This is a genomic window from Yoonia sp. 208BN28-4 (assembly GCF_037543925.1).
In the GTDB taxonomy this organism is placed as follows: domain Bacteria; phylum Pseudomonadota; class Alphaproteobacteria; order Rhodobacterales; family Rhodobacteraceae; genus Yoonia.
Map to the genome: position 1 here is coordinate 1 of NZ_JBBIFY010000003.1, position 21,842 is coordinate 21,842.

The following is a 21,842-nucleotide window of genomic DNA, read 5'->3' on the forward strand; positions in this document are numbered from 1 at the left end:
AACACGGAAAAACAGCCCAAAAGGACGCTCCATACACCCCTGCAAAGCCGCAGAAAGCGCGTAAATTCCAACAACCGCAAACACAAATACGCGCAGCATCAACGGCCAATCGCCTGATAGAAAAGGTAAATATTGCATTTTTGAGGAGTTCCAGTGGCAGTCCCTAGGGGAATCGAACCCCTCTTTCCAGGTTGAAAACCTGGCGTCCTAACCGATAGACGAAGGGACCGCATCTGGTGAGGCTGCTTTTAGGCAAAGCGGGCAGGCGGGGCAAGTGGATTTTTGCACTTTTCAGACCCATCGCGCATTTTTTTGCAGGGCATTTTTATGACCTATTGCGACGCGGGGGCGGCGTCTTCGAGACGGAGTTGAACGCTTTCACGACCTTGCCACAGATTGATCTCCAGCCGGCCTGCAAGGTGAAAGCGCCCGCCAGAGTGATTGATCATAAGCGGGCCAAGGGGGCCGTCCATTGCGCCAAAACTGATTGCGTCGATACGTGCGCCAAGGCCGTCGCCAAACGTGACCTTCAAGTGATTTGCACCGACCTGTTTGGCGAACAGAATTTGGCAATCAGGAAAAACAAAGCGTGGGGCGGGCGCGCCTGCTCCGAACGGTCCTGCTTCGTCCAGCTGTCTGACAAGATCGGGTGTTGCAGCCGCGGGCATGAGTATGCCGTCGAGGCGTAGATCTGCGGGGCCAATGCTGTCCGCTCCCTGACGCGCGAGCAGTTCGCCGATGCGAGCCATTGCAGGTTCAAGCTGGTCGCGGGCAACGGTCAGACCGGCGGCCATTTTGTGACCGCCTCCCTTTTCCAATAAACCCTCTGCCGCGACGCGTTGGATAACCGCGCCCAGATCAATGCCGCTGACAGATCGGCCAGACCCCTTTCCTGTATCATCATCAAATCCAATGACAATCGCGGGGCGGTTCGTCGCTTCTTTCAGGCGTGCAGCAACGATCCCGACAACACCGGGGTGCCAGCCTTCGCCTGCTGCCCAGACGAGGGGGGCATCAAAGCCGCGCGCTTCTGCCTGTTCCAATGCAAGATCACGCACTTGCGCTTCGATGTCGCGCCGTTCGGTGTTGAGTTCGTCCAACCGCGCGGCAAGAGCGCTTGCTTCGTGCCTGTCATGCGTTGCCAATAAGCGCGCGCCGAGGTCTGCTTTTCCGATCCGTCCGCCAGCATTAACACGCGGGCCAAGTAGAAAGCCCAGATGGTAGCTTGTCGGCGCAGCATCCATGCCCGCCGCATCGGCCAATGCAACAAGCCCAATCCGCTCACGCCGCGCCATGACCTTTAGCCCCTGACGGACGAGCGCGCGATTAACGCCAATAAGCGGGGCGACGTCGGCGACTGTCGCAAGTGCTACAAGGTCAAGCAGAGCCATAAGATCAGGGCCGCGCTTGCCGCTTTCCTTGATCTGACGGTTGGCCTCGACCAGCATCAGGAAGACAACTGCCGCCGCGCAAAGATGCGCCAGTTCACCGCTTTCGTCCTGTCTGTTGGGGTTCACGACGGCATGAGCGGGAGGCAGCGTTTCGCCACCAAGATGGTGATCAAGCACGATCACATCAGCGCCAGCAGCAGCGGCGATGGGACCGTGCGAAAGCGTGCCGCAATCGACGCAAATGATCAGTTCATGCGACCGTGCCAGATCCGACATCGCGGCATCGTTGGGGCCATAGCCTTCGTCAATGCGGTCGGGAATGTAGAGGGTCGCACTTTGACCCATGTCGCGAAGCCATGTTATCAAAAGCGCAGCGGAACTACCGCCGTCCACATCATAATCAGCGAAAATTGCAATCTTCTGGCGGTTCTGCACGGCGGCCACAAAGCGCATGGCGGCCTTTTCCATGTCGCGCAGGCTGCGTGGGTCTGGCAACATTTCGCGAAGCGTCGGGTGCAGATATGCTTGGGCTGTGTCAGCGGTGACGCCGCGCTTGATCAAGGTGCGGCATAGCGGTGGGGGTAGCTTGGTGGCTTGGGCCAATGCCTCGGATAGCCGATCTTCGTCGGCCGTTGGCCCGACCCATCTGCGGCCAGTTGCGGAGGTGTCGATGCCAAGAAATGCAGGCTTATCTTGTGGGTTTGTCATGCCGACATACTAAAGACTGCGTTCGGGCAACGCCACGGTCCAATTCAGAAATCTGTGGGTAAGACCGGTGTGTGTCAGTCCGTGGGATTACGATAGCTCATGCGGCGCACTGATCCCGTCTTGGACCGCATCAGGATCGTTTCGGCGGTCACAAAGCCGACTTCGCGCTGGATACCGGGGAGTAGCGATCCGTCGGTCACACCTGTTGCGGCGAAAATGACATCGCCGGTCACCATATCATCGCGGGTATAGACGCGATCAAAGTTTGTGATTCCGGCCTTTTGTGCGCGTCCGCGTTCGTCGTCGTTGCGAAATTGCAGGCGGCCGAAAATTTGTCCGCCCATGCATTTCAACGCCGCCGCAGCAAGAACACCTTCCGGCGCGCCGCCTGAGCCCATATACATGTCGATGCCAGTTTTCGCGGGCTCTGCGCAGTGCATGACGCCTGCGACATCACCGTCCGTGATCAACCGGATCGCGGCACCTGTCGCGCGGATTTCGGCGATTACATCTTCATGGCGGGGGCGTTCGAGGACGCAGACGGTGATATCATTTGTCGAACACCCTTTGGCGTTGGCTAAGGCCGACACGCGTTCAGACGGCGACATGTCGAGTGTCACAACACCCGCACGGTAGCCCGGTCCGATGGCCAGCTTATCCATGTAAACGTCCGGGGCATGCAACATCGATCCGCGCGGCCCCATGGCGATGACGGCCAATGCGTTTGGCATGTCTTTTGCCGTCAAGGTCGTGCCTTCAAGCGGATCAAGCGCGATGTCAACGCCGGGGCCGTTTCCGGTGCCAACCTCTTCACCGATGAAAAGCATCGGGGCTTCGTCGCGCTCGCCTTCGCCGATGACAACCACGCCAGCGATATCAAGTTTGTTCAACTGGGTGCGCATCGCGTCCACCGCTGCCTGGTCGGCGGCTTTTTCGTCGCCGCGACCGATCAGAGGGGCGCAGGCGATGGCCGCTGCTTCTGACACGCGGGCCAAGCCAAGTGAAAGAGAGCGATCGTGAAATTCTGGGGCTGACATGGCTGATCCTTTGTGCATTCACCACGGGCCTAACTGCCGTCTGGCAGTGTCGCAACCGTGTGAACGCTAACAGCGATGCAGATTTCGTGGCTGTGTTGTCAGAGGTTTTCGATACGGATCGCGACGGGGCTTCCTGTTGCAACGCCTGTGTTCGCAATTTCGTCCAGCGCCTCGTCCAGTGCGGTCTTGGTCGTTTTGTGCGTAACAATCAAGACAGGGGCTGCCGCATCCTGATGTTCGTATTGGCGCATCCGGTCAATCGAAATGCCCGATTCTCCCAAAGCGCGGGCGATTTTCGCCAGTGCGCCGGGTTTGTCCTGAAGCTGTAGACGCAGATAATACGGGGCAGGGACCGCCGAGTGGGCAGCGCGTGCTTTGCGCAAATCTTTCGCGGGTTGCCCGAAGACTGGCATGCGGAAACCGCGTGCAATATCCATCACATCGCCCATCACCGCACTTGCTGTCGGCCCTTCGCCAGCACCAGCGCCACGCAAGACAATCTGGCCCACGCTGTCGCCCTCAAGCACAATCATGTTTGTGCCGCCTTGCAACTGGCCGAGCGGCGAAGTGTCCGGCACAAGGCAGGGCGACATGCGCTGCTCAAGCCCGCGGCCTGTCATTTGTGCGACACCCAGCAGCTTGATCTTGTAGCCCATGTCGGCAGCTTGCCGGATATCTTCGATGGTAACGCTGCCAATCCCCTCAAGCGTGACTGCGCCGAAATCGACCTGTGTGCCAAACGCAATTGATGCCAGCAGCGCAAGCTTGTGCCCTGCATCGATGCCGCCCACGTCCAGTTCCGGATCTGCCTCAAGATAGCCAAGCTGGTTGGCCTCATCAAAGACGGCTTCATACGACAGGCCCGCGTCTTCCATGCGGGTCAGGATGTAGTTGCAGCTGCCGTTCATCACACCCATCACGCGGGTGATGTCGTTGGCCGCCAGCCCCTCGTTCAGCGCTTTGATGACGGGGATACCGCCTGCCACTGCTGCCTCATATTTGATACTCCGGCCTGCGATTTCTGCGGCTTCGGCCAGCGCCTGCCCGTGCATCGCCAACAGCGCCTTGTTGGCGGATACCACGTCCTTGCCAGCGGCAATTGCGGCTTCTGTAGCTGCTTTAGCAGGGCCTTCGTCGCCGCCCATCAATTCTACAAACACGTCGATATCGTCGCGCTTGGCCAGATCGACCGGGTCGTCTTCCCAATCATAGGGCGACAGATCAACATCACGGTTCTTTGTTTTTGACCGCGCTGACACCGCCACAATCTCGATCCGACGGCCGCTGCGTTTTTCGAGCATATCGGCGTGGTTTTGCACGATGCGGACAACACCAACCCCGACAGTGCCAAGACCTGCAATTCCAAGGCGAAGTGGCTGTGTCATATGGCGGGTCCGTTCCTGATCTGTGGGCTTTTTAGGCTGTTATCGAATTTGGCGATCTACCGCAACGCAGCAAGATCAACACCGCGCCGCATTTCTGCGCGCGTGGCCGGGCTGATGACGGGGCCGCGCAACTGACCGGCACGGGCCTGCAATCCGGCGATCCTGCCGTTGGTCGCTGCAATAGAGGCCGGAGTGATCCGCGCTGTGGTTGCGGTTTCGGCCTGCGCCAGAAGCGGGCCAAGCGGGACGAGCGCGGGAAACGGCGTGTTGGCATCAACTTCGGGCACGGTGCGATCGATATCCGGAAAGGATGCGCAGGCGGTCAGGCACATCAGTGCAAAGCATAATGGCAAGCGCATGGGGAAAACGTCCGTGGTCAGTTTCGGCGCGACCATAGGGTGGCTGCGGGGGGCAGGGCAAGTTCATGCAAGGGGTTTTCAAATGAACGGACGTTCAGTTAAATGGCGCATATGGCACGCAAGCAAGGCTCTCACTCTGATATCACCGGACCCAAGGTGCGGGCGGCGGCACTGCGGCTGATTGCACAACACGGGTTTGCCGCCGTTTCGATGCGTCAGATCGCGGCTGAGGTCGGCGTTCAGGCGGGTGCGCTTTATAATTATACGCCAGACAAACAGTCGCTGCTGTTCGACCTGATGCAGACCCACATGGATGAATTGCTGCTCGCGCTCAAAGACGCAGAGATTGCGGGCACAGCGATGGAACAGCTTGAAGCGTTCACCCGCTTTCACATCCGTTTCCACATCCCGCGGCCCGATCAGGTGTTCGTCGCCTACATGGAATTGCGCAATCTTGCCGCTGAAAACTTTACCAAAATCGAACAGTTGCGCCGCACGTACGAGGATCAGCTGGAACGCATTCTTGGACTGGGCGAAACCGAAGGCGTTTTCAACTTGCCGGACAAGCGGATCACAACGCTGGCGCTAATCGCACTGCTGACGGGGGTGAACAACTGGTATCGCGAAGGCGGGCGGCTTGAGGTCGCGCGGATCGAAACAATCTATTGGGATTTGGTGCGCAAGGCAGTTGCATCTTAAATGAAAATACAAAAAGGGCGGCAGGTTTCCCAGCCGCCCTTTTTCGATTTGTTATGTCCCGGCTTTAGCCAGCGCGCTGTTCGGGGCGAAAGCGGGTTTGCTCCGAAACCTGAAAACGACCGTTGCGCACTTTGCTGATCCGGCCTTGACGCAGCAGCGTGCCGAAGGACCGCAGCCCGTCTTCACGGCTGAACGCCTCGTCAGAGGTCAATTGCACCTTCTTCATGATCTGCGGACGAGAGAAGTCTTCGACGCCTTCGACAAATGCGGTGTAGGCTGCTGCCGCTTCCAAAAGATCGGGAAGCTCTTTCGCGCCCATTTCTTCTGCAAACTCGGCGAAGCTTGTCGCATCAGACTGTGAAACAGCTTCCGACGACAGGGCCACACGTCGCGGCTGCACAGGTGTGTCCGACGCAGCAGGCTGATCGGCCTCTGGAGCGTCAATCCGCTGTGATGCAACCAGTTTCAAAGGTGCGGGGCGCGGACGTGCTGTGCGTGCCTCATCAGACTTTTCGGGGCGCGTGGGACGGGTCGGGCGCTGTGGGCGCACGGCCTGATCCAGATCTTCGCGGAACGCATCCTCTGTCTTTGCCTTTTCGGTGCTTTTGTCACCCAGCTGGCGGGCGGCTTCGGTGGCTGCCACTGCGGCCTTAAGCTGTGCAATCGCGTTGCGGCGGCGGCTGCCTTCCGGCTCGGACAAGGCCTCGTCGGTCTGGGACATGATCCGCGACATGGCCGCGTCGTCTGTCTTAGGCAGGATGCTACGACCGGGGCGTTGCGGTGTGACTGGCGTTTCGGCCATTTCGCGCTCTACCTCGGCAAGCTCTTCCTGCAGATCGGCTTCATCCTCTGGCGACAGATCACTTTGAGTGTGATCGCCAGCGTCGTCAGAGCCAAGAAGTTCATCTGCACCATCCAAGGCCGCGATGCTGGGGCTGGCGACAGGTTCGACGTCAGTTGCGTCGACATCATCGCTCAGAACTTCATCGGAGATGGCCTCATCCGCAGACACGTCATCAGCTGACGCTTCGTCGTCCTGTGCAAGATCAGCGAGCGTCTCTGCAACAGTCTCAAGCTCTGGCGCATCAATGACGTCTTGCGACTGATCATCTTGCTGCGCTGGAGCTGCGTCGTCCGCAGGTGCGTCTGCGCCAAGTACGCTGGCCACGAGATCATCGTCGGCAGGTGCCGGTTGGTCTTGAGCGGCAGCCGGATCTTTACGCAAGCGCACGATGCGGGCCCGAACAGTTGGCTTTGTTGACTTCGCTGCGATGTTTGACAGCATTTCGTCGGTCGTATCTTCAGCCTCAGCCTCAGCCTCAGCCTCAGCCTCAGCCTCAGCCTCAGCCTCAGCCTCAGCCTTAGCCTCAGCCTCAGCCTCAGCCTCAGCCTCAGCCTCAGCCTCAACGCCTTCGTCCGCTGGTGCATCAGCTGTCTCGTCAAGGTCCTCAGACACCTGATCCGCAGCCACTTCAGCCGCTGCAATGTCCTGAGCGTCGTCAGTCAGATCTTCGCTGATCTCGGCCGCTTCCATGACAGCTTCTTCTGCGGCTTCGGCGACAGTATCGATCTCAAGATCGGAGACGTCCTCAGCAGGTTCGTCAGCAACCTCAACTGCGATGTCGGCAACGTCGGCCAGTGGCTCCATCTGCGCGGGTTCATCGTTCAGGTCCTGCTCGTCCGACAGATCAATGTCGGCTTCGAACACGTCTTGTACAGTCAAATCATCAGCTGCATCGGCAAGCGACGGTGCATGTTGATCTTCGACAAAAGACGCTTGCTCAACGGGTGCGGCGGCCTTGCCAACAACGGCGCGAATGCGCTGCAATTTAGCGGCCACACTATCAGCGTCGGGATGAACGGGCGCAGCAGCAGGCTGGGCAGAAAGCGCTTGCGCCATAGAAACGGGTGCAGCGGGCGCATCATCAAAAGCGGATGGGGATGGAGCGAGCGGTGCATCCTTTGCAATGCTGTCGGCAACCGTGGCCTCGGCCTGTGCGACTTGGGCAACTTGTGCTGCGACATCAGCCTCCTGCGGAGGCGTTGCCGCGGGCGGCATGGCGGGGGCATCTGGCGCGGCTGCTTCTGGCACGACAACGTCCGGCGCAGGTTCTTCCATCGGGATCGCTGTTTCAGCAGCCGTAGGGGCCACGAAATCTGCAGGTTCATCAGACGCCGCATCAGGCGCTGCAAGCGCACTTGCTGCCCGAAGAACGATACCGCTGTCATCTGTCCGTGCTTCGACCCTGCGCGAAATCTCACGCTCGGCAATGCGTGCCAGCATGTCCGCGTCGGGGGTCGGGGGTTCGGCCCCGAAATACCTGTCATCAGCTGCCAAATCGCGGAAATACTCCGCAATGGCCTTCATCGTGGAGAAGGAATCGTCAAATCCCTCCAACGTGCACGAGAAAGTCCCGTAGGAAACCGTTAGAATCTTCGATGATCCTACCATGTTATTGCTCGCTTTCTCCCAATCCCAGTGACAGTTTGTTTACCATCAATTGGTTCGCAATCCGGAACAAGATAGGGTTTATGGCGGTATTATTTCGTGGCCAATTTGGGGAATGTTTCCCGAAAAGGAACCAATAGCCGATGACCGACCCCATTGTTCGCACACAAGCCCCTGTTGCCCTGATAGGTGGCGCCGATGTTGCACCGCAAGTGATTAACATATTGCAAAGCCATGCCGCAACATTCGTCGCCGCCGATGGGGGGCTGTCGCATCTGACCGCCGCCGGCATCGCGCCGGATGCCATTATGGGCGATCTGGATTCGCTTGCGGCGGGGATGCAGGGCAGGTTTGCCGATGTGATCCACCATCTGCCGGACCAAAATTTTACGGATTTCCAAAAGGCGACTGCGCACATTTCCGCACCGATTATTCTTGCGGCGGGTTTTCTGGGGGGCAGGCTGGATCATACGCTTTCGGTATTCTGGACAATGCACCGGCTTAAACTTGCGCATGTTATTTTGATCAGTGACGACGATGTCTGTTTTCTGGCGCGGCATACGCTGACAGAGCTGTCTTTACCCGTCGGGACACGGTGTGCCTTGTTGCCTTTCGGGCAAGCACGGGTTGATACGCATGGGCTGCGATGGGACATCAAGGATGCCGCAATGACAGCGTCACTGCCCAGTACTTCGAACGAGACGGCGCAGCCTGACGTGAGGATCCATCAGATGGGCGGGCTGATGATTACGCTGCCGCTGGCGGCACTGCCTGCCGCGATAGACGCTGTTCGCGCAGAATGATGTAAAGACCCGCCGCCATTGTGATGACGATTCCAACGGCTGCCAGCCCATTCGGAAGTGTGTAGAAAATCAGCCAGCCAATCAGCGTGCTGATTGGAATTTCAAGGTATTGCATCGGGGCAAGCGTGGCGGATGGCGCAAATCGCAGGCTCCACGTCATCAGCAGGTGCGCAAACGTGCCAAGCGCACCAAGGGCGAATAGCAGTATCCACGAGATTTGATCCGGCGCGACGTACGCCACAAACGGCAACTCGGGAAAAAGCAGCATGGCGGGTGCCATAATCGCAATGGCCTGAATGCCGCTGATGGCTTGCAGGGGAATGGCGTCGATTTCTTTGGCAATGCGTCGCGTGACCAGCATGAACAGGGCAAACACCACCGCCACGCCCAGCGGCATCAATGCGGGCCAGCCGACGGCGGCGAAATTCGGCTGAATCACAAGAAGTGTTCCCACAAACCCCACGGCGCAGGCCCACATGCGTTGCGCGCCAACCTCCTCGCCAAGAACGTAATGCCCCAGCAGCAGCATAATGAACGGCATGACAAAGGCGATGGCAACCGCGTCGGCCAGCGGCAAATACTGTAGGGACGAAAACATCAGGCTGATGCCCGCAATATGAAGGCATGTACGCAGAAGCGTGAATTTCAATAGGCCCGCAGGCAGGCGTAAAGATTTTCCTGTAAGATAGACGAGCGGGACCAGAATGGCGGCCTGAACAGCAAACCTGACAAACACCAGAAACCCGATCGAGATCGTTTCACCCAGCAGTTTGGCCATCGCATCGCCCAAAGGGGCGAGGACGCAAAAGCCGAGCATCAGCAGGATGCCAAGAAAGGGGCGATCTTGGGTCATCGGGCCAGCCTAGGGCTGTGTCGGGCGCTGCGCAATCAACAGTTTGGCACGTTCACGGCCAGCCCGCCCAAGGCTGTCTCTTTATACTTTTCCGACATATCCATGCCGGTCTGGCGCATCGTCTCGATTGCTACGTCAAGATGCACCAGATGCTGTCCGTCACCCCGCAATGCCAAGGATGCGGCAGACACCGCCTTGATACAGCCCAGCCCGTTGCGTTCGATACACGGCACCTGCACCAGTCCTTTGACCGGATCGCAGGTCATGCCCAAATGGTGCTCGAGCGCGATTTCAGCCGCGTTTTCAATCTGTTCGGGCGTCCCGCCCATCACGGCACATAGACCGGCAGCAGCCATGGCAGCAGCAGTGCCGACCTCGGCCTGACAACCGCATTCCGCGCCGGAGATCGAAGCGTTGAACTTGATCAAACCGCCGATGGCCGCCGCCGTCAGTAGAAAGTCTGGCACACGGGCCACGCTGGCCCCCGGAACATGATCGAGCCAATAGCGGATCGTGGCGGGAACCACCCCGGCGGCCCCGTTGGTAGGGGCGGTGACAACCTGACCGCCAGCAGCGTTTTCTTCGTTCACGGCCATTGCGTAGGTGGACATCCAGTCGTTGATCGTGTGCGGCGCGGGCTGGTTCATGCCACGTTCGGCAATCAGCGCATCGTGGATGCCTTTTGCGCGGCGGCGAACCTTCAATCCGCCGGGAAGAATACCGTCGGTTGTCAGCCCGCGATCAATGCAATCGTTCATGACCTCCCAGATGCGCGTAAGTCCAGTGTCGATCTCAAGCGCCTTCCGGCGGCTCAATTCGTTGGCGCGCTTCATATCTGCAATCGTCAGGTCAGCAGACTTGGCCATCACAAGCATCTCGGAGGCGGTTTTGAACGGGTAGGGTACGGGGGCACCCTCGTCGGTGTCTTTGCCTGCGGCCAGTTCCGCCTCGGTCAGGACAAAGCCGCCACCGATGGAATAATATGTCACCGTGATAATGGTATCGCCCTGCGCATCTGTCCCGTGCAGCTTTAGCCCATTAGCATGTCCCGCAAGCGGTGGTCCGTAATCGAACAGCAAATCAGCGCTGGGATCGAACCGCAGCGTGCCCAAGCCATCGGGCGCGACAGTCTTATCGGACTTGATGCGGACCAGTTCGGCTTCGGCTTTGTCGGCGTCATAATCGTCAGCGCGAAATCCCGCGAGGCCAAGGATGACGGCACGATCTGTGGCATGCCCCACACCGGTAAAGGCAAGCGATCCATGCAAGGATGCCTTTAGCCCCGCCACCTGAAACGGCTGCGCGCGCAGGTGATCCAGAAACCGTGCCGCCGCAACCATCGGGCCAATGGTATGCGATGATGACGGGCCGACCCCCACCTTGAACATATCAAAAACAGACAAGAACATGTTAAAGTGCGCTTCCTTCGGGTGGATTGGGTGGCGACGGCGATGTGAGAGGCGTTCTGCCAAGTCCCTCGGCCAAGACTGCGGCTTGCATCGCGGGGGTTTTTTCGAACCGCGCAGCAAAGTCTGACAGGTTTGGATAGGCAGCGAGGTCGAACCACGCAGCGTCACCGCCATAAAGTCCGCACCAGCGGATCATTGGGCCCACATAGCAAGCCAGAATACTGGGGCCGTCACGATCAAGCCAGGCAAGGTCCATACGATTCAGTTGGGCAAAATGACCCTTCAGGGTGTCGCGGGTCGCTGCGGGAAATGCAGCGTTGCCGTCATACAACTGCGGATAAAACAGCATCCGCAAGGTAGGGTGTAGAGTGTTCGATAACCAGAACAGCTGCGACAGGGCAGGCCCCCGTTCGGGCGAGGTCGCTGATGGAAACGCCACACCTTCATGTCTGTCGGCCAGCCAAAGCAGGATTGCCGCAGTTTCAAAGATTGAACCATCGGGCGTTTCAAGCGTCGGGATCAGACCGTTCGGGTTTAGCGCCAGATAGGCTGCGGATTTCTGGGCATTCGCGCCGCGATCAACCAGCCGCGTCTGGAACGGCTCCTCAAGCTGGGTCAGCGCCAGCCTGACGCAAAGCGATGCGTTATCGGGGGCAAAGTGCAGGATCAATGGCGCGGTCATGCTAGGACATTAGCCGCGATTGCGCGATGTGGCGCGAGGAATGCGACCACGGATGTCAGTTTTGCGTAATGGTCGGGCGGCGCGACGATTGTCCAGAACCCCCTCGCGCCGTGACGGGTTTTCACGTATACGCTTTGGCACGCCACAAGCCGGAGATCGCACCCATGTCATCGACCCTGTCCCCCATCGACAAAGCCAAATTTGCAGCCGCCAAACAGGCTTGCTCTTTTGTGTCCTCTGGCATGACGGTCGGGCTTGGAACAGGATCAACTGCTGCGTGGCTGGTGCGGTGTCTGGGCGACATGGTCCGCGACGAGGGTTTGCAGATCAGAGGTGTCCCGACATCATCGCGCACCGCGCAACTGGCGCGTGACGTGGGGATCGACGTGATATCGCTGGACGAAGCCAAGTGGCTGGATATCACCATTGACGGGGCCGACGAATACGATGGCAGTCTGAACCTGATCAAAGGTGGCGGCGGTGCGCTGTTGCAGGAAAAGATCGTGGCCACGGCCAGCGACCAGATGGTTGTGATTGCCGATATTTCCAAACAGGTTGAAACACTGGGGGCCTTTCCCCTTCCGGTCGAGGTGATCCCGTTTGGCTGGCAAACGACCAAAACGCTGATCGAGGAAACACTGATCGGAATGGATGTGCTGGGCCGGACCGCCAGCCTGCGGATGAATGGCGATAGCCCGTTCTTTACCGACGAGGGCAACCACATCCTTGATCTGCATCTCAACCGGATCGGCAATGCGCGACAGCTCAGCCTAGTGATTAACCAAATTCCCGGCGTTGTGGAAAACGGTTTGTTCATCGACATCTGTGACGTGGTGGTGATCGGCTATGGTGACGGACGTGTCGAAGTGCGCGATATCAACAAGGGATCGGTGTCGGAAAGCCAGATCGATTTTCTTGAGGACGAGAACCTTTTTTCCGATATTGCCGACTAAATAGGGGCTGCATCCCACGCCACGTGTCGGTGACATGAAGGTGTCAGAGTCGTGATCGGGCGCATCTTGTTGTAGTTGCCCGTGGCGGGCACTAGGTTACTGCGCAATGACACTTTAATACACGGATGACAGCGATGGCCTTTGACTATGATCTTTTTGTGATTGGCGGGGGCTCTGGCGGTGTGCGGGCCGCGCGGGTGGCGGCATCGCAGGGCGCAAAGGTCGCTCTTGCCGAAGAAAGCCGCCTTGGTGGCACCTGCGTCATCCGTGGCTGTGTGCCCAAAAAGCTGATGGTGTTTGCCTCGACCTATAAACACCACGTCGAAGACGCCAAAGAATATGGCTGGGATGTTGAGCCGGGCGCGTTCAACTGGAAGCCGTTTCGCAAGAAACTGCACGCCGAACTTGACCGCCTTGAAGGTGTGTATCGCAAGCTGCTGGAAAGCTCTGACGTTGATATCTTCGACACCCGCGCGCGTCTGAAGGACGAGCACACGATAGACGTTGGCGAAAAGACCGTAACAGCAAAGCATATTTTGATTGCTACCGGTGGTCGGCCCGTGCGCCCTGACATGGAAAACGCGCATCTGGGACTGGTGTCCAACGATATGTTCCTGCTTGAGGAACTGCCAAAATCAATTCTGATCATCGGCGGTGGTTATATTGCCTGTGAATTTGCCTGCATCCTGCACGGGCTGGGGGTGAAGGTGACGATCTTTAATCGCAAGGCTGCAATCTTGCGCGGCTTTGATGACGAGGCGCGTGGCCTTTTGCAGGAAAGCATGACCGCTCGCGGGATCGAAATTCACACTGGCACAACAATTAGCGAGCTTGCCCCCGTTGGCGAAAAGCCCGTGATCGGTGGCACCGGATCGGATGCGGCATCTGGCGTGCCGCCCACCGAAGCCGAAAAGCTTGAGCGTAACGAAAAAAGCGACACAGACGCCAAGGCCAGCGGTCCGGTCTGGATCAAGGCCAGCAACGGGATGGAGCGCGAATTTGACCACGTGTTCTTCGCCACAGGACGTGCCGCCAACAGCGATGACATGGGGCTGGAAGAGGCGGGCGTGAAAATCGGTCGCGGCGGTGCCATCGAAGTAGATGAATATAGCCAGACTGCCGTGCCGTCGATCTATGCCATCGGTGACGTGACCGACCGCGTGCAACTGACGCCTGTGGCAATCCGCGAAGGCATGGCCTTTGTCGAAACGGTCTTTAAGGGCAATCCAACGCCAGTGGATCACGAATTGATTCCATCCGCTGTCTTCACGCAACCCGAGCTTGGCACCGTCGGCATGACCGAGGAAGAAGCGGCCGAAAAAGAAGAGATCGAGGTTTATTGCACGTCGTTCCGCCCGATGCAGTCTGCATTTGTGGATCGCGATGATCGCGTGTTGATGAAACTGCTGGTCAGCAAGGAAACACGCAAGGTGCTGGGCTGTCATATCGTCGCAGACCACGCCGGTGAGATGATCCAGCTTGCAGGCATTGCCGTAAAAATGGGCGCAACCAAAGAGGATTTCGACCGAACGGTTGCTGTTCACCCCACGATGTCCGAGGAAATCGTGACCATGAAGGAACCGGTGCGCACAGCTTGAATTTGCGGCGCCAGAACACACATAGATTGATAAGCGGCCCGCACACGCGCGGGTGGTAATATAGGAAGCACAATGGCTGGAAATAACGGTGGCCCATGGGGCGGCGGTGGCAATAACGGACAAGGCGGCGGTGACGACAATGATCGTGATCGCGACGGTCGCAGGCCACCAAATGGCCGTCCCGGAAATGATGGCCCGCAAATCCCCGAGATTGACGAGTTGATGAACAAGGGCCGCGAGCAGTTGCGCGTCCTGATGGGCGGCGGCGGCAATGGCGGTCGTGGTCCAAATGGCACTGGTGGCGGCGGTGGCGGTTTTGCTGTCACACGCGGCATGGTCGGGCTTGGCCTGATCGGTGCAGCCGTGCTTTGGGGCATGGCATCGTTCTATACCGTGCAGCCCTCCGAACGTTCGGTCGAATTGATGCTGGGGCGCTACTCGGAAACCGGTGGTCCGGGCCTGAATTTTGCGCCATGGCCCATCGTGACCCGCGAAGTGCTTGAAGTAACATCGGAGCGTAACATCGACATCGGCACTAGCCGCTCGGGTATGGATGCAGGTCTGATGCTGACCGGTGACGAAAACATCGTCGATATCGACTTTCAGGTGGTCTGGAACATTTCTGATCCGCAGAAATACCTGTTCAATCTGGCCAACCCGCCACAGACAATCGAAGCGACTGCCGAATCCGCGATGCGCGAGATTATCTCGCAGTCCGAGCTTGCGCCGATCCTTAACAGGGACCGTGGTGCGATTGCCGACCGTCTGCGCGATATCACGCAAAACACGCTCGACAGCTATGACAGCGGTGTAAACATCGTGCGTGTGAACTTTGACAAGGCCGACCCGCCAGAGCCTGTGATTGCAGCATTCCGCGCGGTGCAGGACGCCGAGCAGGAACGTGACCGCCTGCAAAACGTGGCCGACGCCTATGCCAATCAGGTTGTCGCTGGTGCGCGTGGTGAAGCAGCACAGTTGCTGGAACAATCCGAAGCGTATCGTTCGCAGGTTGTGAACGAAGCGCAGGGTGAGGCATCCCGCTTCAGCGCGGTTTTGGCCGAGTATGAAAAAGCGCCGGAAGTGACGCGCAAGCGTCTTTATCTTGAAACGATGGAAGAGGTCCTTGGTGGCATCGACATCATTCTGCTGGACGAGGCCGATGGCGGCGGGCAGGGCGTTGTGCCGTATCTGCCATTGAACGAACTGCGTCGTAATACGACAACCGGAGGGTCGAACTAATGCGGAAATCAGCTTTTCTTCTTCCCGCCATCGCGGTGATCCTGATCGGTATCGCGTCGTCGGTGTTTATCGTGGACGAGCGTCAGAAGGTGCTTGTGCTTCAGTTTGGTCAGATTGTGCGCGTGCAGGAAGAACCCGGTCTGGGTTTCAAACTGCCCGTCATTCAGAACGTTGTGCGTTATGATGACCGCATCCTGAGCCGTGATCTTGATCCGCTTGAGGTCACACCATCCGATGACCGTCGTCTGGTTGTTGATGCTTTTGCCCGCTACCGGATCGCAGATGTGGAACGGTTCCGTCAGGCTGTTGGCGATGGTGGCGAAGAGGCCGCTGCACGCCGTCTGGATAGCATCTTGCGGGCTGAAACCCGCGAGGTACTGGGTTCGGTGTCGTCCAACGATATCCTGTCGATTGACCGTGCTGCACTGATGCTGCGCATCCGCAACGGTGCGATTGCCGAAGCGAACGCGCTGGGCTTGCAGGTGATTGACGTGCGATTGAAGCGGACTGACCTGCCACCCGAAAACCTCAATGCGACCTACGAGCGGATGAAGGCAGAGCGTGAGCGCGAAGCCGCAGACGAAATCGCCCGTGGTAACGAGGCTGCACAGCGTGTGCGCGCGACGGCAGACAGAACCGTGGTTGAACTGGTATCCGACGCAACCCGTCAGGCCGAGATCACACGCGGTGAAGCTGACGCCGAACGCAACGCCATCTTTGCTGACGCCTTTGGCGCGGACCCTGAATTCTTTGAATTCTACCGCTCCATGACAGCCTATGCCCGGGCGCTGAACCCTGGTTCGACAAGCATGGTGATGTCGCCCGACAGCGAGTTTTTCAATTATCTGAAAAGCGATCAGGGTGCCGCTGGCAACTAAGCCAAAGCGTCTAAACCATTCAAAAGGCCCTGCGTTTGCGGGGCCTTTTTTGTTGCGGGCAATTGTTACAACCCGTTCACGAAAACACCTGCGTCAACTCACACGCACGTGCGGAAGCGCGATCAGTATTTGTGTTGTGTCTTTTGTGTCCTACATAGACAAACATGTCATGGCGGCACGCAGGTGCTGCCCACGTATTTTATGTAGGAGAGATCCGTGACCTCAAGAGTAGTCGCACTTCAGGCCGAAAGGTCGACACCGCGCCAGATGATTGGCGCTTTGATGGGCGGGCTTGCGTTGATTGGCGCACTGGCCATCGCCGCACCAACCATGACAGAGGCGCAAACGCGCCCCGCAACATTCGCTGATCTGGCTGAGCAGGTAAGCCCTGCAGTGGTCAATATCACCACATCCACCACCGTCGCAGGCCGCACCGGCCCGCAGGGTATCGTGCCCGAAGGATCCCCGTTCGAGGACTTCTTCAACGATCTGGAAAATGGCCCCCGCGGTGAACCGCGCCGGTCGTCTGCGCTGGGCTCCGGCTTTGTGATTTCCGAGGACGGTTACATCGTCACGAACAACCACGTCATCGAGGGCGCAGACGAGATCGAGATCGAATTTTTCCCCGGTGATGGTCAGCCACCAGAGCTACTGCCAGCTGAACTGGTCGGCACTGACCCCAACACTGACATCGCCTTGCTGAAGGTCGAGTATGGCACACCGCTGCAATTCGTCGAATTCGGCGATAGCGATGCCGTGGGCGCGCGCGTCGGCGATTGGGTGATGGCAATGGGTAACCCGCTGGGGCAGGGCTTCTCTGTGTCCGCCGGTATCGTATCCGCCCGCAACCGTGCTCTGTCAGGCACCTACGACGATTACATCCAGACAGACGCCGCGATTAACCGTGGCAACTCTGGTGGTCCGCTCTTTAACATGGACGGCGACGTCATTGGTGTGAACACAGCGATCCTGTCGCCAAACGGTGGCTCGATCGGGATCGGCTTTGCCATGTCCTCCGGCGTTGTTGTGAACGTGGTCGACCAGTTGCAGGAATTCGGGGAAACCCGTCGTGGCTGGCTTGGCGTGCGTATTCAGGACGTCACACCAGACATGATCGACGCGATTGACGGTCTGGAATCCGCGCGCGGCGCACTGGTCACAGACGTGCCAGCTGGCCCCGCAGAGGATGCCGGAATGGAAGCAGGCGACGTGATCGTTACGTTTGACGAGATCGAGATCGAAAACACACGTGAACTGGTTCGCATCGTTGGCAATTCGCCCGTGGGCAAGGACGTGCCTGTGATCGTGCTGCGCAATGGCGAGACAGAAGACCTGATCGTCACGCTTGGTCGTCGTGAAACATCCGAGGCGACAGCCTTCCCCGCAGCCGGTGAGCCGGAAGAGCCTGAGCAGGCTGATGTGCTTGGTCTGACGCTGTCAGAGATCACGCCGGAACTGACAGAGCAGTACAGCCTGTCCGCCGAAAGCGGTCTGGTCATCACAGCCATCGACCCGGACTCGGATTCCGCGTCGAAGGGTCTGGTCGTGGGTGATCTGATCACCGAAGCAGGTCAGCAGGCTGTTGTGACTGTTGCCGACCTTGAGGAGCGGATCGAAGAAGCCCGCGAGGCTGGCCGCAAGTCGCTGTTGCTGCTGGTGCGTCGTGGTGGCGATCCACGGTTTGTGGCGCTTGTTCTGGACGAATAAGTCCTAAGGCAAATGTAATGAAAGGGGCTGCCTGCGGGCGGCCCCTTTTGCTTTGGGTATCAGTCGATTGGTGTGGCCACCACGCCCAGCCTGCGCGCGATATCGATTTCGATCAGGTTGCTTTTGATCCCGTCAGGCCGCTGGAATTGCCGGATCGCAGCACCCGTGGCCGTGTCGAGGGTGCCATTGATTGGTCCAGCATAGGCCCCACGCACCCGTAAAGCCCGCTGCAACGTCGCGACTCTTTCCGGCGTATAGGCGGGCGGGCACAGCGTCTCGAACCGTTCCCCTTCGCCGATGGCAAGCGTCTGCGGACGAGTGATCGTGCGATAGACGGGCGGTGCCGTGACGTTGCCCTCCGCATCCGTGGTTTCGGGGATCACCAATTCCAGTTCTTCGATGATGCTGGTTTCAGTCGGCTGGTCCATTCGCGCAAAGCATTGCCCGTCGACCGTAGTTTCAATCTCGCCAAGGTTCAGTCGGTCTACGGTGCTGGCCACAGACGCGGGGCCAATCTCGTCGTCCGGCATGCTGCAGGCGGTCAGCACAAGGGCCACACTGGCAAGAGTGAAGTATCGGGTCATGATGCTGGCCTTTTCGGCTCGTGACTGCTGGATATCAGATACCGCAAACCATGCGCCGCGCCTAGCAGTGGTCGCCTGATCGGGCGTGACCGGCGGGTGTTTGTCGCCTTCTTCCCACAAACCCGCCGCTTTGGACTGGCAGGAGGCCAGTATTGGCCCTAAATACGGTGCAACCGACAGTTTGCAAAAGGACACCAGAGCAAATGGCAAAGATCACTTACGTTGAACACGGCGGCAAAGAGCATGTCGTTGATGTCGCCAATGGCCTGACGGTCATGGAAGGGGCGCGCGACAACGGTATTCCGGGGATTGAGGCCGATTGCGGCGGTGCCTGTGCCTGTTCGACATGCCACGTCTATGTGGACGATGCATGGGTTGAAAAGCTGCCTGCAAAAGACCCGATGGAAGAAGACATGCTCGATTTCGCTTATGAGCCTGACGCGGAAAAGTCGCGCCTAACCTGCCAGATCAAGGTGACAGATGCGCTTGATGGCCTGCGTGTGCAGATGCCCGAAAAGCAAATCTGATGCGGCTGGCGGGCCTGCTGCTCGCGGTGGGTCTGGCCGGACCCGCAACCGCCGAGGTGCTTGGCGCCCGCTATGAAAGTCCGACGGATGTGTACGGTCACGGGGCCGTTGATGGCGGTGAATATGCGGCGCTGACGTTCCGATTGTCGGATGGCCGTGAACTGTCTGCGGGGACCTTTAGGACTGTTTACGAGGACACCGCGCCGCGGCTTGTCGATCTGGATCTTGATGGCTCTCCAGAAGTGGTGACGGTCGTGTCCTACTTTGATGCTGGCGCTGCCATTCGTATCTGGGATGAAATACCCAGCGCGGACCACCCCGAAGGCACGACAATGGCTGTTGTTGCCGAAACGGCCCCTATCGGCACGCGGCATCGCTGGCTGGCGATCGCAGGTGCAGCCGATCTTGACGGTGACGGCCGGATTGAAATCGCCTATGTCGATAGGCCGCATCTGGCCAAAGTGCTGCGGATTGTCGAGGTGCGCGCTGCAGCAGACGGCTGGAGCCTTGTGGAAGAGGCGGCAGCCACCGGCTTTACCAACCACAAATATCGCGATCCCAACATCGAAGGCGGCGTGCGACTGTGCAATACGCCCGAAATCATCACGGCCAGCGCCGACTGGACCCGTGTGCAAGCCTCGCGCTTGGTCAACGGGGCCATCGTCACCCGTGATGTCGGGCCCTACACTGGTCCCCAATCTATGACCGAGCAGCTGGACTGTTCCTAAAGGCTCGTCATCAGGATCAGCAGAGCCAATTCATTCATCTGCTGGGTTGCGCCAAGAATGTCGCCGGTTTGGCCGCCGATCTTCTGACGTGCGGTCGCGGCCCAGATGGATGTGACGACAAAACCGACTAGCACAATCCAGATTGTGATAACGCCAAGTGCCAACAGGCAGATCATAAAGGCCAGCGACAGGGCAATCCATGCGACCTGTGCCGGTGGACGACCGACGTGGCGACTTAAGCCATCTGGCCGTGCGTGGGGCAGGGCGGCCATGACAGGCACCATTGCTGCGCGGCTAACTGCGCCAATCGCGATCAGGGCAGGCCAGTGAAACTCAGCGGCGACGATGGTCGCCAAGGCCATCCAGCGCAATCCGATGCTCAGAACAAGCGCCAGCACGCCGTAGGTTCCGATCTGGCTGTCCTTCATGATCGCCAGTCGTTTTTCACGATCCCAGCCGCCCCACAGCCCGTCAAAGCTGTCGGCCAGACCGTCCTCGTGCATCGCGCCGGTCATCATCGTGATCGTTATCAGCGCAAGCCCCGCAGCGACGACCGGAGAGATGCCGATCCAAAGGGCGATGCTGATGATGAGAGCGGTCAGCGCACCAAGGCACGCGCCCGCCACAGGATAGGCCCATGCCGCCCGTGCGCCGCGTGCCTGTGCCTTTTCCATGTCCACGCGCAGCGGCAGACGCGACAGCAAGCCCAAGGCCGCCACAACGTCGGCGGGATCAATCAGGGTGGTGTCGCTTTTTCTCACGGGAATGCCCTTTTGCAGTCTTTCGCGCGCTGGCCTAATCGTTAGACAGGTCAAAACAAACTTGCAACGAGGGTCTGATGACGGCGTCTTTTTCCACTCTCGCGGAGTTCCGCGATGTTCTTTCACAGGCCCCCGCCGCCGATGCGGGTGCAACGGCAGCAGCGCAGGATCGCAACAGTCAGTTGACCAAGCCACCCGGCGCACTGGGCCGTCTTGAGGACCTTGCGATTTGGTATGCAGGCTGGCGCGGCACTGGTCGGCCAGAGCTGACATCACCTCAGGTTGTTGTTTTTGCAGGCAACCACGGTGTGTGCGCGCAGGGCGTTTCGGCGTTTCCACCCGAAGTGACCGTTCAGATGGTCGCCAATTTTGAGCATGGTGGTGCGGCGATTAACCAGTTGTCCAAGACCTTTGGCGCCAAGATGGACGTGCACGCGCTTGATCTGGACAATCCGACAAAAGATTTCACCCAAGACGCGGCCATGACGGAAGACGAGGTTGTTGCAGCACTGGTCACTGGCTGGAACGCCGTAGATGCCGATGCCGATCTGTTGGTCACTGGTGAGATGGGTATTGGCAACACGACCTCGGCCGCTGCCGTGGCGGCGGCTGTCCTTGGGGGCGATGCGGCCAAATGGACGGGTCGCGGAACCGGCGTTGATGATGCCGGACTTGTCCGCAAAACCGAGGTGGTCGCCAAGGGGCTTGCGCTGCACGACACCACCGACCCGCTTGAGGCATTGCGCTGTTTGGGCGGGAGGGAGCTTGCTGCGATGGCGGGCGCAATTGCTGCGGCCCGCGCACACGGCATTCCTGTCATTCTGGACGGCTTTATCTGTTCAGCGGCGGCATCGGTGCTGTTCAAGACTGCCGAAGGGGCGCTGGACCACTGCGTTGCGGGACACCTAAGTGCCGAGGGCGCGCACCGTGATCTGCTGGACGCATTGAGCAAAGAACCGATCCTGTCGCTTGGCCTGCGCCTTGGGGAAGGATCGGGTGCTGCCTTGGCCATTGGCGTGCTGAAAGCTGCCATCGCGTGCCATTCCGGCATGGCGACATTTGCCGAAGCAGGCGTGTCGGACAGCTAAAACA

General features: G+C 58.9%; 20 protein-coding genes and 1 tRNA gene. 10 read left to right on the forward strand and 11 right to left on the reverse strand.

Annotation, left to right across the window (positions count from 1 at the left end; all coding sequences use genetic code 11):
• Positions 1–154 precede the first annotated feature (154 nt).
• From V8J84_RS10210 to V8J84_RS10230, 5 genes are all read right to left on the reverse strand, one after another.
• A tRNA-Glu gene (locus V8J84_RS10210) sits at positions 155–229 on the reverse strand.
• A 103-nt stretch (positions 230–332) separates the two neighbouring features.
• Complete coding sequence (gene recJ / locus V8J84_RS10215; RefSeq protein ID WP_339930732.1) at positions 333–2,099, reverse strand: single-stranded-DNA-specific exonuclease RecJ; 1,767 nt, start codon at positions 2,097–2,099, stop codon at positions 333–335.
• A 74-nt stretch (positions 2,100–2,173) separates the two neighbouring features.
• On the reverse strand, positions 2,174–3,136 hold the full coding sequence (glpX, locus tag V8J84_RS10220) for a class II fructose-bisphosphatase (RefSeq protein WP_339930734.1): 963 nt from the start codon (positions 3,134–3,136) through the stop codon (positions 2,174–2,176).
• A 98-nt stretch (positions 3,137–3,234) separates the two neighbouring features.
• Positions 3,235–4,521 carry a homoserine dehydrogenase gene (locus tag V8J84_RS10225; protein WP_339930736.1) on the reverse strand — a complete coding sequence of 429 codons (1,287 nt, stop codon included), beginning with the start codon at positions 4,519–4,521 and terminating at the stop codon, positions 3,235–3,237.
• 56 nt (positions 4,522–4,577) lie between these two features.
• The gene (locus tag V8J84_RS10230; RefSeq protein ID WP_339930738.1) at positions 4,578–4,916 is read right to left on the reverse strand and encodes a hypothetical protein; all 339 of its coding nucleotides are present in this window, start codon (positions 4,914–4,916) and stop codon (positions 4,578–4,580) included.
• Between the two features lie 75 nt (positions 4,917–4,991).
• On the opposite strand from V8J84_RS10230, the gene V8J84_RS10235 reads away from it, so the two are divergent.
• Positions 4,992–5,579, forward strand: a complete 588-nt coding sequence (locus V8J84_RS10235) for a TetR/AcrR family transcriptional regulator (protein WP_339930740.1) — start codon at positions 4,992–4,994, stop codon at positions 5,577–5,579.
• Between the two features lie 64 nt (positions 5,580–5,643).
• On the opposite strand, the gene V8J84_RS10240 is transcribed toward V8J84_RS10235, so the two are convergent.
• Positions 5,644–7,947, reverse strand: coding sequence for a hypothetical protein (locus V8J84_RS10240; RefSeq protein ID WP_339930742.1), 2,304 nt, complete (start codon positions 7,945–7,947; stop codon positions 5,644–5,646).
• 224 nt (positions 7,948–8,171) lie between these two features.
• Here V8J84_RS10240 and V8J84_RS10245 point away from each other — a divergent pair, with 224 nt between their 5' ends.
• Complete coding sequence (locus V8J84_RS10245) at positions 8,172–8,831, forward strand: thiamine diphosphokinase (protein WP_339930744.1); 660 nt, start codon at positions 8,172–8,174, stop codon at positions 8,829–8,831.
• Here the strand turns inward: V8J84_RS10245 and V8J84_RS10250 are convergent.
• Genes V8J84_RS10250 through V8J84_RS10260 form a run of 3 tightly spaced genes read right to left on the reverse strand, consistent with a single transcriptional unit; the run spans position 8,776 to position 11,775 of the window.
• The gene (locus tag V8J84_RS10250; RefSeq protein ID WP_339930746.1) at positions 8,776–9,684 is read right to left on the reverse strand and encodes a DMT family transporter; all 909 of its coding nucleotides are present in this window, start codon (positions 9,682–9,684) and stop codon (positions 8,776–8,778) included. The two genes, V8J84_RS10245 and V8J84_RS10250, sit on opposite strands and share 56 nt — an antisense overlap.
• A gap of 35 nt (positions 9,685–9,719) precedes the next feature.
• Entirely contained in the window at positions 9,720–11,093 is a 1,374-nt protein-coding gene (locus V8J84_RS10255; RefSeq protein ID WP_339930748.1) for an L-serine ammonia-lyase, read from the reverse strand.
• A 1-nt stretch (position 11,094) separates the two neighbouring features.
• Complete coding sequence (locus V8J84_RS10260; protein WP_339930749.1) at positions 11,095–11,775, reverse strand: glutathione S-transferase family protein; 681 nt, start codon at positions 11,773–11,775, stop codon at positions 11,095–11,097.
• 164 nt (positions 11,776–11,939) lie between these two features.
• Between V8J84_RS10260 and rpiA the strand changes: the two genes are divergently transcribed.
• The 5 genes from rpiA (at position 11,940) to V8J84_RS10285 (ending at position 18,150) form a co-directional block, all read left to right on the forward strand.
• Positions 11,940–12,728 (forward strand): ribose-5-phosphate isomerase RpiA, encoded by a 789-nt coding sequence (gene rpiA, locus V8J84_RS10265; protein WP_339930750.1) that lies wholly within the window; start codon positions 11,940–11,942, stop codon positions 12,726–12,728.
• Positions 12,729–12,862: 134 nt separating this feature from the next.
• On the forward strand, positions 12,863–14,326 hold the full coding sequence (locus tag V8J84_RS10270; protein ID WP_339932032.1) for an FAD-dependent oxidoreductase: 1,464 nt from the start codon (positions 12,863–12,865) through the stop codon (positions 14,324–14,326).
• 72 nt (positions 14,327–14,398) lie between these two features.
• Complete coding sequence (hflK, locus tag V8J84_RS10275) at positions 14,399–15,565, forward strand: FtsH protease activity modulator HflK (RefSeq protein ID WP_339930752.1); 1,167 nt, start codon at positions 14,399–14,401, stop codon at positions 15,563–15,565.
• On the forward strand, positions 15,565–16,443 hold the full coding sequence (hflC, locus tag V8J84_RS10280; RefSeq protein ID WP_339930754.1) for a protease modulator HflC: 879 nt from the start codon (positions 15,565–15,567) through the stop codon (positions 16,441–16,443). The genes hflK and hflC overlap by 1 nt, the downstream gene beginning before the upstream one ends.
• Before the next feature lie 267 nt (positions 16,444–16,710).
• Positions 16,711–18,150: a Do family serine endopeptidase gene (locus tag V8J84_RS10285; protein WP_445285973.1), complete on the forward strand. Its 1,440-nt coding sequence runs from the start codon at positions 16,711–16,713 to the stop codon at positions 18,148–18,150.
• A 59-nt stretch (positions 18,151–18,209) separates the two neighbouring features.
• Here the strand turns inward: V8J84_RS10285 and V8J84_RS10290 are convergent, their stop codons facing one another.
• Positions 18,210–18,734: a peptidoglycan-binding domain-containing protein gene (locus V8J84_RS10290; RefSeq protein WP_339930756.1), complete on the reverse strand. Its 525-nt coding sequence runs from the start codon at positions 18,732–18,734 to the stop codon at positions 18,210–18,212.
• Between the two features lie 203 nt (positions 18,735–18,937).
• Between V8J84_RS10290 and V8J84_RS10295 the strand changes: the two genes are divergently transcribed.
• Together V8J84_RS10295 and V8J84_RS10300 are read left to right on the forward strand one after the other, a co-directional pair.
• Entirely contained in the window at positions 18,938–19,261 is a 324-nt protein-coding gene (locus V8J84_RS10295) for a 2Fe-2S iron-sulfur cluster-binding protein (protein WP_339930758.1), read from the forward strand.
• Entirely contained in the window at positions 19,261–19,989 is a 729-nt protein-coding gene (locus V8J84_RS10300) for a VCBS repeat-containing protein (RefSeq protein ID WP_339930760.1), read from the forward strand. Before V8J84_RS10295 ends, V8J84_RS10300 begins: the two co-directional genes overlap by 1 nt.
• Here the strand turns inward: V8J84_RS10300 and V8J84_RS10305 are convergent.
• Positions 19,986–20,750: an adenosylcobinamide-GDP ribazoletransferase gene (locus V8J84_RS10305; RefSeq protein WP_339930762.1), complete on the reverse strand. Its 765-nt coding sequence runs from the start codon at positions 20,748–20,750 to the stop codon at positions 19,986–19,988. The genes V8J84_RS10300 and V8J84_RS10305 overlap by 4 nt on opposite strands.
• Before the next feature lie 77 nt (positions 20,751–20,827).
• Here V8J84_RS10305 and cobT point away from each other — a divergent pair, with 77 nt between their 5' ends.
• On the forward strand, positions 20,828–21,838 hold the full coding sequence (gene cobT / locus V8J84_RS10310; protein WP_339930764.1) for a nicotinate-nucleotide--dimethylbenzimidazole phosphoribosyltransferase: 1,011 nt from the start codon (positions 20,828–20,830) through the stop codon (positions 21,836–21,838).
• Positions 21,839–21,842 lie beyond the last annotated feature (4 nt).

Bases quoted from the DNA above. Each gene is read 5' to 3' on its own strand.
- recJ (WP_339930732.1), bottom strand. From the start codon at position 2,099: ATGACAAACCCACAAGATAAGCCTGCATTTCTTGGCATCGACACCTCC.
- glpX (WP_339930734.1), bottom strand. From the start codon at position 3,136: ATGTCAGCCCCAGAATTTCACGATCGCTCTCTTTCACTTGGCTTGGCC.
- V8J84_RS10225 (WP_339930736.1), bottom strand. From the start codon at position 4,521: ATGACACAGCCACTTCGCCTTGGAATTGCAGGTCTTGGCACTGTCGGG.
- V8J84_RS10230 (WP_339930738.1), bottom strand. From the start codon at position 4,916: ATGGTCGCGCCGAAACTGACCACGGACGTTTTCCCCATGCGCTTGCCA.
- V8J84_RS10235 (WP_339930740.1), top strand. From the start codon at position 4,992: ATGGCACGCAAGCAAGGCTCTCACTCTGATATCACCGGACCCAAGGTG.
- V8J84_RS10240 (WP_339930742.1), bottom strand. From the start codon at position 7,947: ATGAAGGCCATTGCGGAGTATTTCCGCGATTTGGCAGCTGATGACAGG.
- V8J84_RS10245 (WP_339930744.1), top strand. From the start codon at position 8,172: ATGACCGACCCCATTGTTCGCACACAAGCCCCTGTTGCCCTGATAGGT.
- V8J84_RS10250 (WP_339930746.1), bottom strand. From the start codon at position 9,684: ATGACCCAAGATCGCCCCTTTCTTGGCATCCTGCTGATGCTCGGCTTT.
- V8J84_RS10255 (WP_339930748.1), bottom strand. From the start codon at position 11,093: ATGTTCTTGTCTGTTTTTGATATGTTCAAGGTGGGGGTCGGCCCGTCA.
- V8J84_RS10260 (WP_339930749.1), bottom strand. From the start codon at position 11,775: ATGACCGCGCCATTGATCCTGCACTTTGCCCCCGATAACGCATCGCTT.
- rpiA (WP_339930750.1), top strand. From the start codon at position 11,940: ATGTCATCGACCCTGTCCCCCATCGACAAAGCCAAATTTGCAGCCGCC.
- V8J84_RS10270 (WP_339932032.1), top strand. From the start codon at position 12,863: ATGGCCTTTGACTATGATCTTTTTGTGATTGGCGGGGGCTCTGGCGGT.
- hflK (WP_339930752.1), top strand. From the start codon at position 14,399: ATGGCTGGAAATAACGGTGGCCCATGGGGCGGCGGTGGCAATAACGGA.
- hflC (WP_339930754.1), top strand. From the start codon at position 15,565: ATGCGGAAATCAGCTTTTCTTCTTCCCGCCATCGCGGTGATCCTGATC.
- V8J84_RS10285 (WP_445285973.1), top strand. From the start codon at position 16,711: ATGATTGGCGCTTTGATGGGCGGGCTTGCGTTGATTGGCGCACTGGCC.
- V8J84_RS10290 (WP_339930756.1), bottom strand. From the start codon at position 18,734: ATGACCCGATACTTCACTCTTGCCAGTGTGGCCCTTGTGCTGACCGCC.
- V8J84_RS10295 (WP_339930758.1), top strand. From the start codon at position 18,938: ATGGCAAAGATCACTTACGTTGAACACGGCGGCAAAGAGCATGTCGTT.
- V8J84_RS10300 (WP_339930760.1), top strand. From the start codon at position 19,261: ATGCGGCTGGCGGGCCTGCTGCTCGCGGTGGGTCTGGCCGGACCCGCA.
- cobT (WP_339930764.1), top strand. From the start codon at position 20,828: ATGACGGCGTCTTTTTCCACTCTCGCGGAGTTCCGCGATGTTCTTTCA.